Here is a 15,419-nt window from a genome sequence, read left to right on the forward strand (position 1 = left end):
CTCGCGTTTGCAGGACTTCTCCCACCTTGGCAAACAGCGCTTCGCCCAGCTTGTGCGTCTCCAGCAGGCGGCGGAACTTCAGCAGCGTGGTGCCGTCGGGCACGCGTTCACGCCCGAGGTCGATGCCCACGAAGCGCCGCAAGGACGTGCTGTCCAGCAGCGCCTCTTCGCAGGCTTCATCTGCCAGGTTGAACCAGTGCTGCACGAAGTACATCCTCAGCATGCGCTCCAGCCCGACCGGCGGGCGGCCGTTGCCAGCCTTGGGGTAGTGAGGCTCAATGACCTCGCACAGCGCAATCCACGGCACGATTTCTTCCATGGTCGCAAGGAAGGTATCGCGCCTCGTCGGCTTGCGGTACTGCTCGAATCCTTGGCCTTGATCGGCTGCCATCGCAAGGGTCTGCTGCTTCATCTTCACGTGCTCGTCTGTGCTGCCACGGCACATGCAAACCCCGCGCCAGATTCGACCTTGTTCAGCATTGCCCTAAAGTGGGACAAATGGGAGCGGCGCGAACGTGCGGCGCATGAGCGGCTTCGCCGCCGTCAACGCGAAAGAACAGCAACAATGCCGCAACGGCTGACGGAGGTAGCGTTTTCGCTGGGATATGCCAGCGGGGATGATGACCTGGGTCCTGGTCTTTCTTGTACGTGCTTTCCGCCAGAGCACGATCTGTCTAAGGTGCGCTCACCTCGGATCGACAACCCGGTTGCTGTCGCGTCGCTTACCCGCCAGGCGTCACTGTTCGGCTCCGCTGAGCAGGGTTGCGGACCCATTCGCGGCTGGTGATTTCGCCGCCGTGTTCACCGCCTCAAGCTTGCGATGATCCAGCGCCTCCGCCGGCCCCGGCCGGCCCAGCAGGTAGCCCTGCAGCTCGTCACACCCCAGGCTTTGCAGCATCGCCATCTGCGGCTCGGTTTCGACGCCTTCGGCGTTGACGCGCATGCCCATCGCGTGGGCGAGGGAGACGATGGAGCGGACGATGAGGGCGACCTTGGCGTCGTGGACCAGGCTGCTGGTGAAGGCGCGGTCGATCTTGATCTTGTCGAACGGGAAACGCCAGAGGTAGGCGAGGCTGGAGTAGCCAGTGCCGAAGTCGTCCATCGCGATGCGCACGCCCATGGCCGACAGGCCGCCCAGCGTGCGCAGCACTTCGTCGGTGCCGCTCATCAGCAGGGATTCGGTGATCTCCAGTTCCAGCCGGTGGGCGGACAGGCCGGCCACTTCCAGCGCCTGCTCGACGACGCGCACCAGGTCGTGCGTGGGCCGGAATTGCGCGGGTGAGAGGTTCACCGCAACGTGCAGCGGTGCCGGCCAGCTGGCGGCTTCCAGGCAGGCGCGTTGCAGGGCCCAGGCACCCAGCGCCTCGATCTGGCCGGTCTGCTCGGCCAGCGGAATGAATTCGGCCGGCGGCACCATGCCGCGCTGCGGATGGCGCCAGCGCATCAGCGCTTCGTAGCCGAGCAGGGTTGTGCCGTCATTGGCCCACAGCGGCTGGTAGTGCATGGCCAGGTGGCCGTCTGCCAGTGCCGAGCGCAGGTCCTGCGCCAGCGAGCGACGTTCGGCCAGTTCGCGGTCCAGCGCCGCGTCGTAGAAGCTGAAGCGGCTGCGGCCGCCGGTCTTGGCGCGGTACATGGCCACGTCGGCCTTGTGCAGCAGTTCGTCCACCGCATGGGCGTCCACGCCAAAGCGCGCTGCGCCGACGCTGGCACCGCAGAGCACCGTGTGGCCGCTGAGTTCGAAGGGCAGGGCGATGGCATCGACCACGCGCTGGGCCAGCCGGCCCACGTCTTCCGGGCTGTTGACGGCGCTTTGCAGGACCGCGAATTCGTCGCCGCCCAGCCGGGCCACCAGGTCGCCATGGCGGACCAGCGCTGCCAGCCGCGCGGCGGCCTGGCGCAGCACCTCGTCGCCCGCGGCATGGCCACGTGCGTCGTTGATTTCCTTGAAGTGGTCCAGGTCAATGCACAGCACCGCAAAGCCCGCGCCGCCCTTGCCATGGCGCCAGCCGGCCTGCTCCAGCGCCTGATGGAAGCTGGCCCGGTTCAGTGCGCCGGAGAGTGGGTCGTGTTCGGCCAGGTAACGCATGCGCTGCTGGACGCGGCGGCGTTCGGCCAGGCGCTGCCAGGCCTGCGCGCCCATGGCGCCGCCTATGGCCAGCAGCAGCGCCACGACGATGGCCGAGACCTTGGCAAACGCGGCGCGGATGCGTGCCGCGTGCCCGGCCTGGTCCACATAGACCTCGACCACGCCCAGCACCCGGTCGCCGGCCATCACCGGCACATAGGCTTCGCTGTAGACCGGCGGGCGGGCGGCCGCGCCTGCCCCCGGGGCTTCGTCGTCGTCGTCATCATCATCGTCGTCAGCGCCATGAAGCTCGATGAAATTGCGCCCGCCCAGCACGATGTCGCTGACGTGCTTGTTCGGGTGGTGTTCCTTGCCCAGCGCCTGGCCGTCCTGGCCCACGCGGGGTTCCGGCGCTGCCAGGTCTTCCGAGCTCAGCAGCGCCCGGCCATCGCGGTCGAACAACTGGAAGCGGAACACGTCGCCCATGCGACGCAGCCGGCGCAGCTCGGTGAGGGTTTCCGGTTCCAGGCTGCCCTGGTCGAACAGCAGGTTCAGCCTGGGCACGGCCCCGGCGATGAAGCCGGCATATTGCAGCGCCGCGTGTTCGGCTTCGTCGGCCAGCAGGCGCTCAGCGGTGCGGCGCATCAGCATGGCTGCGCTGCCGATCGCGGCGACAAAGGCCACGGACCAGATCAGCACACGAAGGACTCGGGAGGACAGCAGGGATTTCATGGGCATTGCAGCGCGCCGCGGCGACCTGGTTGGCCGCTGGCGCTGCCACGCTATCGGCTGCCGCAGACAGGGCTTGAGCGCGCCGCTGCAATGCGCAGGACGCATGGCTTCTTTTATCGCGGGCAAGCTGCACTGCAGCACAATTCGCGGCGGCCAAGCCGGCCTTTCACGAACACCGGAAGTCGTCGAATGTTTCACAAATGGGTGGTGGCGCATGGCGCTTGACCACGAGCCCGGGCGGGTCATGCCGGCCGGAACGATCACGCTGGGTGTCGAGGAAGAGCTGCAGGTGGTCGGGCCCGACGGCGGGCTGGCGGCGCACGACGTGGCGCGCGGCCAGCGCGATTTCCCGGAGCCGCTGGGCGGCTCCTGCGGCGAGATCCACCGCTGCGTGCTGGAGATGCAGACGCCCGTCTGTGGCTCGCCGGACGAGATCGTGGCCGCACTGGCGGTGTTGCGGCAGACGGCAGCGTCGCGTGCCCGGGCCCAGGGCACGCGCGTGCTGGCGGCGGCGCTGCACCCGTTTTCGCACTGGCAGGCCCAGGCGCTGCACGAGGACCCGCTGGGTCATCCGCACTACGTGCACCTGCTGCAGGAATATGGCGACATTGCCCGCAGCGCGATGTCGTTTGCGCTGCATGTGCACCTGGCGGTCAGCCAGCCCGAGTGGCGCATGCCGGTGATGAACCGGCTGCGCCATGTGCTGCCGGAGCTGCTGGCGCTGTCGGCCAGCGCGCCGCTTTGCGAGGGGCGGGACACGGGGCTGCAGACCTGGCGCCACAGCCTGCTGGGCCGCTACCCGCGCATGGGCGTGCCGGAGGTCTGGGCCAGCGAGTTGGACTACTGGGCCCATGTGCACCGGCTGCAGGCGGTGGGCAGCGTGGAGCAGGGCCACGGCCTGTGGGAAGACCTGCGCATTCACCACCGCTACGCCACGCTGGAAGTGCGCGTGTGTGACGCCGTGCATGGGCTGGACCGGGTCTGGCTGATCGTGGCGCTGCTGCAGGCCGAGGTGGCCACGCTGGAGGCCGAGCTGGCGGCGGGGCAGTGCGCGCAGCCGTTGCAGCGCACGCTGATCGAGGACAACAAATGGCGCGCCCGTCGCCACGGCCAGCAGGCCCAGTTGGTGGACTGGCACAGCGAGGAGCCGCTGCGCTTTGCGCAGGTCATGGCGCGCTGGCTGGCCCGGCTGGCGCCCGCAGCCGCGGCGCTGGGCTTTGGCCAGCGCCTGCCGCTGGCCATGGCCCAGGCGCTGCGCCAGGGCACGCCGGCCGACCAGCAGCGCCGCTGGCTTGCCGAAGCCGGCGGCGAGCTGCCAGTCTTGGTGGACAGGCTGGTGCACGAGACCGCGCAGCCGCTGTCGCCCTGGCTGCTGGCCGAACCCGGAGGCGCCGCATGACGCCCATGCAGCGCCTGGACGCGGCCTTCGATTCGCCACCCGCCGGCCAGCGCGAGCGCCTGCAGGCTGCCTGGCTGGCCAGCGGCCTGGCCGATGCGCGTGCACCACTGCCCCTGCACAACATGGGCGAAGCGCCGCTGGTGATGTCCGAACGCCTGCATGCCGAGCTCGGCCAGCGGCTGCGCGGGCTGTGCGGCTGGCTGCAGGCGCGGGTGGAGACCGGCGCCTGGGCCGATGACGCGCAATGGCCGGGCATCACCCGGCCCGACGTGCTGGCGGCCGACCTGGCCGTTGTGCAGGCGCCTGAAGCGCCCGGTGGCTGGGCGCTGCACTGGGTCGAGTTCCAGGCCTTCCACTCGGTGACCGTCGCCGCGCAGGCGCTGCACCTGGCCTGGCAGGCGTTGTACCCCGCGCTGTTGCAAGGCCTGCAGCCGCACGAACTGCCGGCCGGGCAGGCGAGCTGGCACCAGGCCATGCGCGACTGGCTGGCGCCGCTGCCCGGCGGCGTGTTGCTGGAGCATGCGCCGCTGGCCCAGGCCACGGCGTTTGACCTGCTGCCCACCGCCACGCTGCTGGGCCTGGCCCTGGCCGAACCGCATCAGCTGCGCTGCGAACAAGGTGTGCTGCAGCGCCAGGTGGACGGTGAATGGATGGATGTGCCGCAGGTGCTGAACCGGTTGATCCTGCACGAGGACCCGCAGGGCGAGGCCACTGCCCGCCTGCTGGCCCAGGCCCGCGCGGTGCGCTGGCGCGGCCACCCTGCCTGGTTTGACCGCATCCACAAGGGCTTGCTGCCGCAGCTGCCGCTGCCGGCCGACGAGCGCTGTGCGCCGCTGGCGCAGTGGCGAGCTTTGGGCCGGCCGGCGCAGGCGCTGGTGCTGAAGTCGGCGCGCTCCTGGGGCGGCACCGGCGTGCGGCTGCAGGTGGATGCGGCCGAGCTGGATGCGCTGGCTGCCACGGTGGACGCGCCGCACTGGATCGTGCAGCCGCGCTACCAGGCTTTCCCGCTGGCCACCGCGCGTGATGGCGCGCCGCTGTACGGCGAGCTGCGCTGCATGCTGGCGCTGCCGCCCGACGGGCCGCCGTGGATCGCCGCGCGGCTGGCGCGCCTGAGCCGCGGCAGCATGGCCTCGGCGCGCAGCTGGTCCGGCCTGCCTGGCGAGGGGCTGGCGCCGGTGTACGCGCCGCCCGGCTCGCCAAGGACGTTCTAGGCGGACACCGTCCGCCTCAGGCCATCAAGGCTTCTTGCGTTCCTTCGGAATGATGGGCACGGCCGGAGGCGGGGCCACGGTGCCGGAAGGCTTGGGCGCCGGCGCGTCTTTCTTCGGCTTCTTGGTTTCCTTGTTGCTGCGCTGGGATTTCATGGGCTTTCCTCAAAGGTCTAAGTTCGCTCATCATGCCCTGGGTCTGGCCGGTTTCTGGTGCGGGCGCTGATTTCAGCACCCTTGACGGCGCCGCAGCCGGCCGTGCCAGAAGGGCTTGGCCTTGCCGGCCTGGGCCAGGGCCTGGCGTGCCGCGCGCACGGCGTCCGCATGGCCGGCGCTGAGCCAGCCGACGGCGAACCAGGCCTGCGGTTGCGCCGCCGCCGCCTCGCGGTAGGCGGCTTGCGCTGCCATCTGGTCGGTCAGCCTGCCCAGGCAGTCCTGGGCGGGTGCAAGCGCCTTGAAGTACCGGCTGACCTCCGAGCGGCGGAACAGCGGCGCGGTGAATTCGGCCAGGTAGCGCAGGCGCTTGAGCCGCTTGCGGGCGCGGTGCTGGTGTTCGGGCGGCAGTGTCTCGAAATGCTTGGCGTCGCGGCGCAGCTGGCGTTGCAGGTGGTCCAGCCGCTCGGCCAGCGCGGGCAGCGGCGGCCCGTCGTAAGCCGCGTGGGTGACCGGAGTGGCCTGCATTGCCAGCGCCTGCGCGGCCAGCAGCACCAGCTGGAAATCGCTGGCCTGCAGCAGCGAGGACAGCGGTGGGTCCTGGCTTGGTGGCTGTAGGCGGCCCAGCGGCGGCGCACCTGCGGCGATCAAGGCCCCGCGGGTCTGCGTCTCCAGCAATTGCCGGTCGCGCAGCCGGCCCAGCGCACCGAAGACACGGGCCAGCGGTGCTTCCCAGCCGGGGTCCAGCCCGGCGTCCAGCGGCGCCATTTCGCGCAGCACGGTGCGCAGCCGGCGCAGGCCCACACGCAGCTGGTGCACATGGTCCGGGCCGCCCGGGCCGCCCGAGCCGTTCCCGTCGCCGCTCGCCAATGCGCTGAGGTTGGGCAGCACCTGGGCCAGGCAGGCCGCCACGGCGGCGCGCGCGAAGGCTGCGGCGCCGAGTCCCGCGTCAACCTCGGGCGACCGCGCCTTCACCGCCGGCGCGCCGGTTTTCCCCAGCGACAGCCAATGCCCGCGCTCGGCCTTGGACACGCTGTCCAGCCACAGGCCGTGCTGGGCGACCCAGTCGGCCGCCAGCGCGAACAGCCCGGCCAGCGGCCCGGCCTTCCACTCGAATTCGATCTCCCACAGGGCATGGCGGGCCGCGCCCGCCTGCACCTCGCCCCGGTCCAGCGCCGCTTCGGCAAGCAGGCCGCCAGGGCCTTTCAGCAAGCGCACTTCGCGGGTCACGTCGGTGCGGAAGACTTCGACCAATGTGGCCTGCTTTGCAGGCGCGAATGCCTTCAGCAAGCGCCGGTGCGCAGGCGTTCCGGCATGGCGCTCGGGGTCCGGCGCCGGCATGGCCTCGCTGGCGCCCAGCGCCACGTTGTCTTCCAGCCGCAGCGGGCCGTGGCTGTTGCCGGCCTTCAGCGTCTGCACCCAGCCGCCGGGCTCGCTGCGCAGCCGCAGTGCCATGCCGTGGCGCGCCAGCAGCCGGTCTTCGGTGTCGAAATAGACGGCGAGCAGCCGCTGCTCGGTGACGCGGCCGCGCCGGAATGCCTGTTGCAGCCCGCGCCGCCGGGCTTCGGGCACCTGGAACTTCAGTTCGATCTCATGCATGCGGGCTGGCGGGCAAGTGGGGTGCCGGCCAGCGGCCAAGTATGGCCGCGTTTGCCAGGCGCCATGTGAGCCATCGCAGGCGGGCGCCGTGCGGGCACATCAATGGACCTGCGTTCGAAAGGCGCTCGGCGACACACCTTTCCAGCCCCGGTAGGCGCGGATGAAGGAGTTGGGCTCCTGGAAACCCAGCAGAAACGAGATTTCTCCCAGCGACAGCTTCGATTGCTTCAGGTAGTGGTCGGCCAGCTCGGTGCGGGTGGCCGCCAGGATGTCCTGGAAGCCCTCGGCCTCGGCGGTCAGCTTGCGCTGCAGGGTCCGCTTGCTCACCGCCAGCCGGTCGGCCACCGCCTCGATGCTGGCCTCGCCACTGGGCAGCGCCTCCAGCAGCACTGCGCGAACCCGCTGCGCGGTGCTGGCGCTGGCGTCCAGGTCGGCGAGTTTCTGGTTCAGCTTGCCTTCGAAGAAGTCCCACATCGCGGCGTTGAAGGTCAGGAAGGGCTTGGCCGCGTCGGCCGCCGAAAAATGGATTTCGGTTTGATCGGCCCGGCGCAGTGCGCACCCAAAGTAGGCGGCATAAGGCGCGACATCCCGGGGCAGCTCAGCCAACTGGACGACCCTCGGCACGATGCGCTCGCGCGTGCCGAAGCGGATCAGCTGGCAGAAGAACACCAGCTCGGTCAGGCTGAGCGCACGCGGCAACTGGCCTTCGGCGCCATAGCAGGCCAGGCTCAGGCGCGTGAGGTTCCGGCCCTGATCCACGTCCAGCAGCAGCGGGCCGATCAACGGCTTGTAGTGGCTCAGGCGCCTGGCGGCCACGTTGAAGTTCGGGCTGCAGAGGCTGGCGAAGATGGGCGCGTCAAAGGCTTCTGCCTTGAAGTGCTCGGCCAGCAGCAAGCCCACCTCGCGCTCGCCCGCGGCCCGCTCGATGCCGTGCCAGAAGCGAAAGTACTCGGCCGGAGACAGGGCCGCATCGCCGCGATGGAACAGGTCGGCCGGCAGCCCTGCGTGTGCCAGCACGGCCGCGGTATCGATGCGCATGTCGCCCAGCATCAACTGCCAGCTGCTGGCGACGACGAACCGGCTGGCGCGTTTCATCGCGCTCCGCCCGACAGCCGCTTGGCCGGCATGTCTTTTCCCTTCTCCATCGCCCGGCGCGACATCTTGAGCACCATCTTGCGCGGCAGCAGCGGCACGATCCAGTTCAGCATGAACCGCAACTGGCCCTCGTTGAAGGCGACCAGCTCGCCGCGTTGCATCGCGTCGTAGCCACACTGCGCCACCGATTGCGCGGACTTCGCCTGTTGCCACAGGTCCACGCCCTCCAGGTTGCCGGCTGCCACGAACCCGGTGGCCACGGCGCCGGGGCACAGTGCGGTGGCCGTCACGCCATGGGCTGCCACCTCTTCGGCAATCGCCTGGGTGAACGAGGTCACGTAGGCCTTGGTGGCGTAGTACACCGCCTGCAACGGGCCGGGCATGAACGAGGCGGTCGACGACACGTTGAGAACACGGCCGCGCTGGCGCTGCACCATGCCTTTGAGGAATGCATGTGTCAGCTCGGTCAGCGCGGCCATGTTGACCTGCATCATCGCCTGCGCATCGGCCAGGCGCTGTTCGTGGAACAGGCCGTGGCCGCCAAAGCCGGCGTTGTTGATCAGCACGTCGATCACCAGGCCATGGGCCTGCGTCTGCTCGAAGATGCGTTGCGCGGCACCGGGCTCCGCCAGGTCTTCGGCGATCACGGTCGCCGAAATGCCGTGCGCGGCCTCCAGCGCCAGTTTCAGCGCGTCCAGCTTGTCGCGGGAGCGCGCCACCAGCACCAGGTCGCCACCCTTGCTGGCATGGATCTTCGCGAGTTCCAGGCCGATGCCGCTGGAGGCGCCGGTGATCAGCGCGGTGTTGGATGGCTTGGTCATGATGTCCTCATGGCGTGGGTTTCGATGAGGTGATCGTAGGAATTCGGATCGCGCCACGCACTGGCAAACGACGACAGCTTGCCATCCGATCGTGCCATCGTGCGTCGCGTTCATGCCCGGCGCTCAGGCGTCTGGCGGCGGGCAACCTTCTGGCCAACGATAGGCCAGCACCGTGTCGATGGGGTAGGTGTGTTCACGCACCGCGCCGAGCTGGTTGCCACCCAGCAGCCGCACTTCGCGGTCGTCGTGCGCCAGGTAGAAGCCCACATGGCCCTTCCAGCTGGCCGGGTCTTCGCGCCACAGCACCGCGATGCAGCCAGGCATCGGCTGCGCGAGCGCCACGCCCCAGTCCAGCCACGAGCGCGCCAGCGCCGAGCCGGTGCCGCGCAGCCCGGCCCGGGCCAGCGACCAGTGCACGAACGAAGAGCACCACGAGACCTTGTCGTCGTAGCCTTCGACGTTGGTGCCGGCGTGGTATGCCGTGATGCGCGTGTTGCATTCGCCCGGCGGCGCGGCACACACGCCCAGTTCGGCGCGCGCGGCCGTCAGCCAGGCGGGTTCTGGCAAGGAGGAAGCCGTGAGCGGCATCGGTTCGGGCTTGCCCGACGCCAGGGGGCACTGGCGCCGCAACAGAATCTGCAGGTTGGTGGGCCGATTCTCTTCCTGTCGAAGCCGCGGCCGTCGATGTGGCGCGCGCCCCGGGACAGCAGGTCGCCGTCGCTTGTGGAGAATGCAGAAGCGGGCGAAGCCGCCGCTACGCCGTTTCTTGCACCCAGGTCGCACCGTGAACCTTCCGAATTCCCCATTCCTTTTCCGGCCCTTCGTGGCAGCCGACGCGCCTTCGTTCACCGCAGCTGTCCGCGAGTCCACCGCCACCGTCGGCCAGTGGATGCCCTGGGCGCATGCGGCCTATGCGGACGCCGACGCGCTGGCCTGGTTTGCGCATTGCGAGCAGGTGCGGGCAGACGGCTCGGGCCACGAGTTCGGCATCTTCGACGCGGCATCCGGCACGCTGGTCGGTGGCTGCGGACTGAACCAGTTCAACACCATCAACGGCTTCTGCAACCTGGGCTACTGGGTGCGCGAATCGTGGCAGCGCCGCGGTGCCGCCAGCGCCGCCGTCCAGGCCCTGTCGCGCTTCGCGTTCGACGAGCTGCAACTGGGCCGCGTGGAGATCGTCGTCGCCGAGCACAACACGCCCAGCCTGGCGGTGGCGGAACGTGCGGGCGCGCTGCGGGAATGCCTGGCGCGCAACCGGCTCAAGCTGAACGGGCGGTTTGCGAACGCGTTTGTGTTGTCGCTGGTGCCAGGCGCTCCCGACACAATCGCATCCCTTGTCGCCCGAACACAGCTTTGACATGAACCCAGTCCTGGTCCAGGCCGAGCAGCTTGGTTTTTCGATTGCCGGCCGGCCCTTGCTGGCGGCGCTGGACTTCGCCATCCGACCCGGCCTGAACCTGGTGCGCGGCGGCGATGGGCGCGGCAAGACGACGCTGCTGCGCCTGCTGGCCGGCGAACTTCAGCCGGGCAGCGGCCGGCTGCATCGCCAGGTCCAAGGCCTCAGCTTCGAGCGACCGGCTGAGGAGGTGCACGACCCCGTGCAGGCGAGCGCATGGTTGGCCGCACGGCGAGAGGTCTTCGCAGCAAGCTGGCAGGCGGCGCTGGCCGACGCGCTGGTCGTCGACTTCGGCCTGGCCGAGCACCTGGACAAGCCGATGTACATGCTGTCCACCGGCAGCCGCCGCAAGGTGGGCCTGGTGGCCGCTGCCGCCAGTGGTGCTGGGCTGACGCTGCTGGACACGCCGTTTGCCGCACTGGACGCCCGCTCCGGCCGGCGCCTCAGTGCCTTGCTGAACGAAGCCACTGTCGACCCGCAACGCGCGTGGGTGCTCGCCGATTACGCGCTGCCCGCCGGCCTGGCCGACCTGCCGCTGGCGGCACTGGTCGACCTGGGCGAATGAACCACGCCTGGCCGCCCGAAGGTACGCCAGTGAGCATCAGCCTGCCGCTGGCCGCGACAGCCAGTGCAGCAAGTTCGCATACAGCGCCTCCGGCTGGACCGGTTTGCTCAGGTGGTCGTCCATGCCGGCGGCCAGGCAGGCGTCGCGGTCTTCGGTGAAGGCGTTGGCGGTCATCGCGATGATGGGGGCCCGGTAGCCGCGGCTGCGCAGTTCCCGGGTCGCGTCCAGGCCGTCCATCAGCGGCATCTGCACGTCCATCAGGATCAGCGCGTAGGGCTGGTCGACGGCCCGGTCCAGCGCCATCTGCACGGTGCGCACGCCATCGGCCGCCACGTCCACTTCGAGGCTGACCGATTCAAGCAGTGCCTTGGCCACCTCCTGGTTGACCAGGCCGTCCTCGGCCAGCAGCACCCGCTTGCCGGCATGCAGCTGGCGCAGGCTGGCCTCGGGCCCGCCGGGGGCTGCGGGCTGGCGAGGCGGGGTGGGCCGGGCCTGGCCCAGCACCCGGAGCAAGCCGTCGTGCAGCGCGGAGGCGGTGACGGGTTTGACCAGCACGCTGCTGAACCTGGCTTCGCGCACCTCGCGCTGCAGGGCCGCATCGGCATCGGCCGTGACCAGCACCGCCGGCGGCAGGCCCGCCCCGAGCCGTTTGCGCAGCAGCGCCAGGGTCTGCACGCCGTCCAGCGGGGCCATGCGCCAGTCGATCAGCAGCAGCTCGAAAGGCTCGCCGCGGCGCGCGGCTTCGTCGGCGCAGGCCAGCGCTTCTTCGCCGGAGGCCGCGGTGGTGACCAGCAAGCCGAGCCGGCGCAGCTGTCCGGTGAGTGCCGCCAGGGCCTCGGGCAGGTCGTCGACCAGCAGGGCGCGGCGCCCGGCCAGTTGTGGCGCGTGGCGGGTTGACGGCGCAGCCACGCGCAGCCAGACGCTGAACCAGAATTCGCTGCCCTTGCCGGGGGTGCTGCTGACACCGGCATCGCCGCCCATCAGCTGGGCCAGCCGCTGCGTCAGGGCCAGGCCCAGGCCGGTACCGCCGTGGCGGCGGGTGGTCGAGCTGTCGGCCTGCTCGAAGGCGAGGAACAGCGCGCCGATGCGCTCCGGCGCAATGCCAATGCCGGTGTCCCGCACGCTGAACTTCATCAGCGCGCGGTCGCCTGTGCGGGCCAGCACTTCGCCGCCCAGGCGCACAAAGCCCTGCGCGGTGAACTTCACTGCATTGCCGACCAGGTTCAGCAGCGCCTGCGAAAAGCGCGTCGGGTCGCCGACCAGCCGGTCGGGCAGGTGATCGGTGTCGACGATCAGCTCCAGCCCCTTGGCCTGCGCATGGTCGGCCACCATCTCGAAGCTGCGGCTCAGCACCGCGTCCAGCGAAAACTCGATGTCTTCCAGCTGCAGGCGGTTGGCCTCGATCTTGGAGAGGTCGAGGATGTCGTTGATGACCTGCAGCAGGTGCTGGGCCGAGTGGGCGATCTTGCCCAGCCGGTCGCGCTGGGCGGGTTCCCGGGCCTCGCGCTGCACCAGGTGGGTCAGCCCGACGATGGCGTTCAGCGGCGTGCGGATCTCGTGGCTCATGTTGGCCAGGAACTCGCTCTTCGAGCGGTTCGCGGCCTCCGCGCGGTCGCGCGCGGTGGCCAGCTCGCCAACGGCCTGCGCCAGCGCCTGGGTGCGCGTGTCGACCATCTGCTGCAACCGGTGCCGGTGGTCCTGCAGTTCGGCGATCAGCGCCCGGTGCTCGGTGATGTCGTGGTTGATGCCGATCATGCGTGCCGGGCGGCCATCCGCATGCCGGAAAAGCTGCCCTTGGCCGGCCAGCCAGCGTGTGTGGCCGTCATGGCGGACGATGCGGAACTCGTCGCGCCAATGGCTGGTGGGCACCTCGGGCTGGCGCTTGAACAGGGGCTTCAGCCGCAGTTCCAAGCGGTCCTTGTCATCAGGGTGGACGAGCTGGAAGAAGCAGTCGGTGGGAACAGGTTCTTCGCCCGGTGGCAGGCCCAGCAGCTGGTACATCTGCGGGTTCCAGATCGACAGCTGGGTGTCGATGTTCCATTCCCACAGGCCCATCTGGCCGGCTTCCAGCGCCAGGTGCAGGCGTTGTTCGCTGGCCTGCAGCACGCGGGCCTGCGCCAGCGCCGCTTCGCGCTCCAGCGCGGCCTGGTGCATCTTGTCGGCCTCGCGCCGCATGCGGGCCAGCGCCAGGTGGGCCTTGACGCGGGCCAGCAGCTCCCGGGCCGAAAAGGGCTTGGTCAGGTAGTCGTCGGCCCCGGCCTGCATGCCTTCGACCCGTGCTTCCTCGCCGGCCCGGGCCGACAGCAGGATCAGCGGGATCGCCGCGGTGCGCGGTTCGGCGCGCAGCGCGGCCAGCAGTTCGAAGCCGTCCAGCCCGGGCATCATCACGTCGGACAGCACCAGGTCCGGCGGCTGGGCCAGCGCGGCGGCCAGCGCGGCCCGGCCATCGCCCACGGCCTGCACGGTGTAGTGCCCGGCCAGCAGGCGGCACAGGTAGTCGCGCATGTCGGCGTTGTCGTCGGCCAGCAGCACGCGGGCTTGCAGTTCGAGCGAAGCGAGCAACGGTTGCGAAATGGTGGGGGCCGCAGGCGCGTCCGGCAGCCAGCGCATGGCTTCTTGGACGAAAGGCGCAGCGTCCAGCGCGGTCGAGGCCAGCGGCTGTGCGGCGCCAATGCCATCGACGGACGGGTGGGCGCTGTCCAGCGGCACGCGCACCGTGAAGGCCGAGCCGCGGCCCGGTTGGCTTTCCACGGTGACCTCGCCGCCGTGCTGGCGCACCAGTTCGCGCACCAGCGCCAGGCCGATGCCGGTGCCCTCGAAGCTGCGGCCCTGCGCGCCGCGCACCCGGTGGAAGCGCTCGAAGACCCGCGGCAGCTCGTCCGGCGCAATGCCGATGCCGCTGTCCGCCACCGTCAGCACCGCCATGCCGTCCTGCGCCACGAGGCCAACGCTGACCTGCCCGGCGTGCGTGAACTTGAAGGCGTTGGACAGCAGGTTCAGGACGATCTTTTCCCACATCTCGCGGTCCACCTGCACGGCAGCTGGCAGCGGCGGGCAGTCCACCTGCAGCGCCAGCCCGGCGCGCTCGATGGTGGCGCGGAACACGCTGGCCAGGTCGGTCGTCAGCGCGGCCAGGTCGGTGGGCTCGAAGCTGGCCTGCAGCCGGCCGGCCTCGATGCGCGAGAAGTCCAGCAGGCTGTTGACCAGGCGCAGCAGGCGCATGGCATTGCGGTGCACGACAGCCAGCGTGCCATGGTCCACGGCCTTCGGCCCGCCGGGCCGGGCCAGCACGTCTTCGAGCGGGCCCAGCATCAGCGTCAGCGGGGTGCGGAACTCGTGGCTGACGTTGCTGAAGAAGGCCGTCTTGGCGCGGTCGATCTCGGCCAGCGCCTCGGCGCGCCGCCGCGCCTCCTCGTAGGCCAGGGCATTCGCCAGCGCGGTGGTGATGGTGGCGGCGACTTGCTCGCACAGCCCGCGGTAGACCTCGTTGTGCGGCAGCCGGGGGCTCAGCGCCGCCACCAGCACCGCCATCGGCCGGCCGGCGCCAGGCGGCGAGATGGGCAGCAGCAACGCGCTCTGCGGTGGCTCGTCATAGGGGCCGGCGGGCGCGCCGCGCAGCCGGGCCGGCACGTCGTCGACCTGCAGCAACTGGCCCTCGCGCAGCAGTTGGGCCAGCGGCCAGGGGGCGTCCGGGTCACCCAGCGCCAGCACCGCGGGTGCCGCCGAGGTGCCGGCCGCCACACCGGTCGTGCCATGCAGGCGCGCACTGTCGCCGGCCTCGTCCAGCTCGTACAGCAGTGCAAACGGCAGGTCGAAGCTGTGCTCGGCCAGGACCTGGATGGCGCATGAGAAAACCTGTGCCAGGCTGTGGCCGTCGCTGGTGCGGGCGGCCAGGTCGCGCAGTGCGCGGGCGCGGCGCTCGCCCAGCATGCGCGCGGTGGTTTCGGTGACCGGGTGGAACAGCCCGCCGACCTGGCCGGATTCGTCGCGGATCGGGCTGAACGAGAAGGTGAAGAAGGTCTCCTCCAGGTAGCCGTTGCGGTCCAGGAACATGCGCTGGTTTTCGAGGAACGAGGTCTCGCCCTGCAGCGCCCGCTCGAAGGCCTCGCCAATCGCGGGCCAGGCAGAAGCCCAGCATTCGCTGAAGTCCCGGCCCATCGAGTGCGGATGCTTGCCGCCGCAGATCGGCCAGTAGCCATCGTTGTAGATCTGGACGTGCTGCGGCCCCCAGGCCAGCGAGATCGGGAAGTTGGAGGCCAGGCACAGGCCGACGGTCGTGCGCAGGCTTTGCGGCCAGGTCTCGGGCGGGCCCAGCGGCGTGGCCGACCAGTCCATGCTGCGGACCAACTTGCCCATCTCGCCGCCGTTGCCGAGAAAAGCCAGCGG

The 15,419-nt window shown here is 70.2% G+C and carries 12 protein-coding genes; 4 read left to right on the forward strand and 8 right to left on the reverse strand.

The window, feature by feature from the left end; genetic code table 11:
* Both ACAH41_RS28540 and ACAH41_RS28545 read right to left on the reverse strand, forming a co-directional pair.
* Positions 1-412, reverse strand: a 412-nt coding sequence (locus ACAH41_RS28540; RefSeq protein ID WP_325655368.1) for a transposase, incomplete at its 3' end; no start/stop codon positions are given.
* A 324-nt stretch (positions 413-736) separates the two neighbouring features.
* Positions 737-2,797 carry a bifunctional diguanylate cyclase/phosphodiesterase gene (locus ACAH41_RS28545; protein WP_325655369.1) on the reverse strand — a complete coding sequence of 687 codons (2,061 nt, stop codon included), beginning with the start codon at positions 2,795-2,797 and terminating at the stop codon, positions 737-739.
* Positions 2,798-3,011: 214 nt separating this feature from the next.
* Between ACAH41_RS28545 and ACAH41_RS28550 the strand changes: the two genes are divergently transcribed.
* Both ACAH41_RS28550 and ACAH41_RS28555 read left to right on the forward strand, forming a co-directional pair.
* A complete protein-coding gene (locus ACAH41_RS28550; RefSeq protein ID WP_325655370.1) occupies positions 3,012-4,196 on the forward strand; it encodes a YbdK family carboxylate-amine ligase in 1,185 nt (394 codons plus the stop codon).
* Positions 4,193-5,407: a hypothetical protein gene (locus tag ACAH41_RS28555; protein ID WP_325655371.1), complete on the forward strand. Its 1,215-nt coding sequence runs from the start codon at positions 4,193-4,195 to the stop codon at positions 5,405-5,407. Before ACAH41_RS28550 ends, ACAH41_RS28555 begins: the two co-directional genes overlap by 4 nt.
* Positions 5,408-5,431: 24 nt before the next feature.
* On the opposite strand, the gene ACAH41_RS28560 is transcribed toward ACAH41_RS28555, so the two are convergent.
* From ACAH41_RS28560 to ACAH41_RS28580, 5 genes are all read right to left on the reverse strand, one after another.
* Positions 5,432-5,560 carry a hypothetical protein gene (locus tag ACAH41_RS28560; RefSeq protein WP_259373956.1) on the reverse strand — a complete coding sequence of 43 codons (129 nt, stop codon included), beginning with the start codon at positions 5,558-5,560 and terminating at the stop codon, positions 5,432-5,434.
* Between the two features lie 72 nt (positions 5,561-5,632).
* Positions 5,633-7,156: a CYTH and CHAD domain-containing protein gene (locus ACAH41_RS28565; RefSeq protein WP_325655372.1), complete on the reverse strand. Its 1,524-nt coding sequence runs from the start codon at positions 7,154-7,156 to the stop codon at positions 5,633-5,635.
* Between the two features lie 99 nt (positions 7,157-7,255).
* Positions 7,256-8,251, reverse strand: a complete 996-nt coding sequence (locus tag ACAH41_RS28570; protein ID WP_325655373.1) for an AraC family transcriptional regulator ligand-binding domain-containing protein — start codon at positions 8,249-8,251, stop codon at positions 7,256-7,258.
* On the reverse strand, positions 8,248-9,072 hold the full coding sequence (locus ACAH41_RS28575) for an SDR family oxidoreductase (protein ID WP_325655374.1): 825 nt from the start codon (positions 9,070-9,072) through the stop codon (positions 8,248-8,250). The genes ACAH41_RS28570 and ACAH41_RS28575 overlap by 4 nt, the downstream gene beginning before the upstream one ends.
* 123 nt (positions 9,073-9,195) lie before the next feature.
* The gene (locus ACAH41_RS28580) at positions 9,196-9,660 is read right to left on the reverse strand and encodes a TIGR02594 family protein (protein WP_370538743.1); all 465 of its coding nucleotides are present in this window, start codon (positions 9,658-9,660) and stop codon (positions 9,196-9,198) included.
* Positions 9,661-9,856: 196 nt separating this feature from the next.
* On the opposite strand from ACAH41_RS28580, the gene ACAH41_RS28585 reads away from it, so the two are divergent.
* Complete coding sequence (locus ACAH41_RS28585) at positions 9,857-10,429, forward strand: GNAT family N-acetyltransferase (RefSeq protein WP_325655376.1); 573 nt, start codon at positions 9,857-9,859, stop codon at positions 10,427-10,429.
* A 1-nt stretch (position 10,430) separates the two neighbouring features.
* On the forward strand, positions 10,431-11,033 hold the full coding sequence (locus ACAH41_RS28590; protein ID WP_325655377.1) for an ATP-binding cassette domain-containing protein: 603 nt from the start codon (positions 10,431-10,433) through the stop codon (positions 11,031-11,033).
* A 36-nt stretch (positions 11,034-11,069) separates the two neighbouring features.
* Here the strand turns inward: ACAH41_RS28590 and ACAH41_RS28595 are convergent, their stop codons facing one another.
* Positions 11,070-15,389, reverse strand: coding sequence for a response regulator (locus tag ACAH41_RS28595; RefSeq protein WP_325655378.1), 4,320 nt, complete (start codon positions 15,387-15,389; stop codon positions 11,070-11,072).
* Between the last annotated feature and the right edge of the window lie 30 nt (positions 15,390-15,419).

Source organism: Ideonella sp. (genome assembly GCF_041287625.1).
In the GTDB taxonomy this organism is placed as follows: Bacteria; Pseudomonadota; Gammaproteobacteria; order Burkholderiales; family Burkholderiaceae_C; genus Ideonella.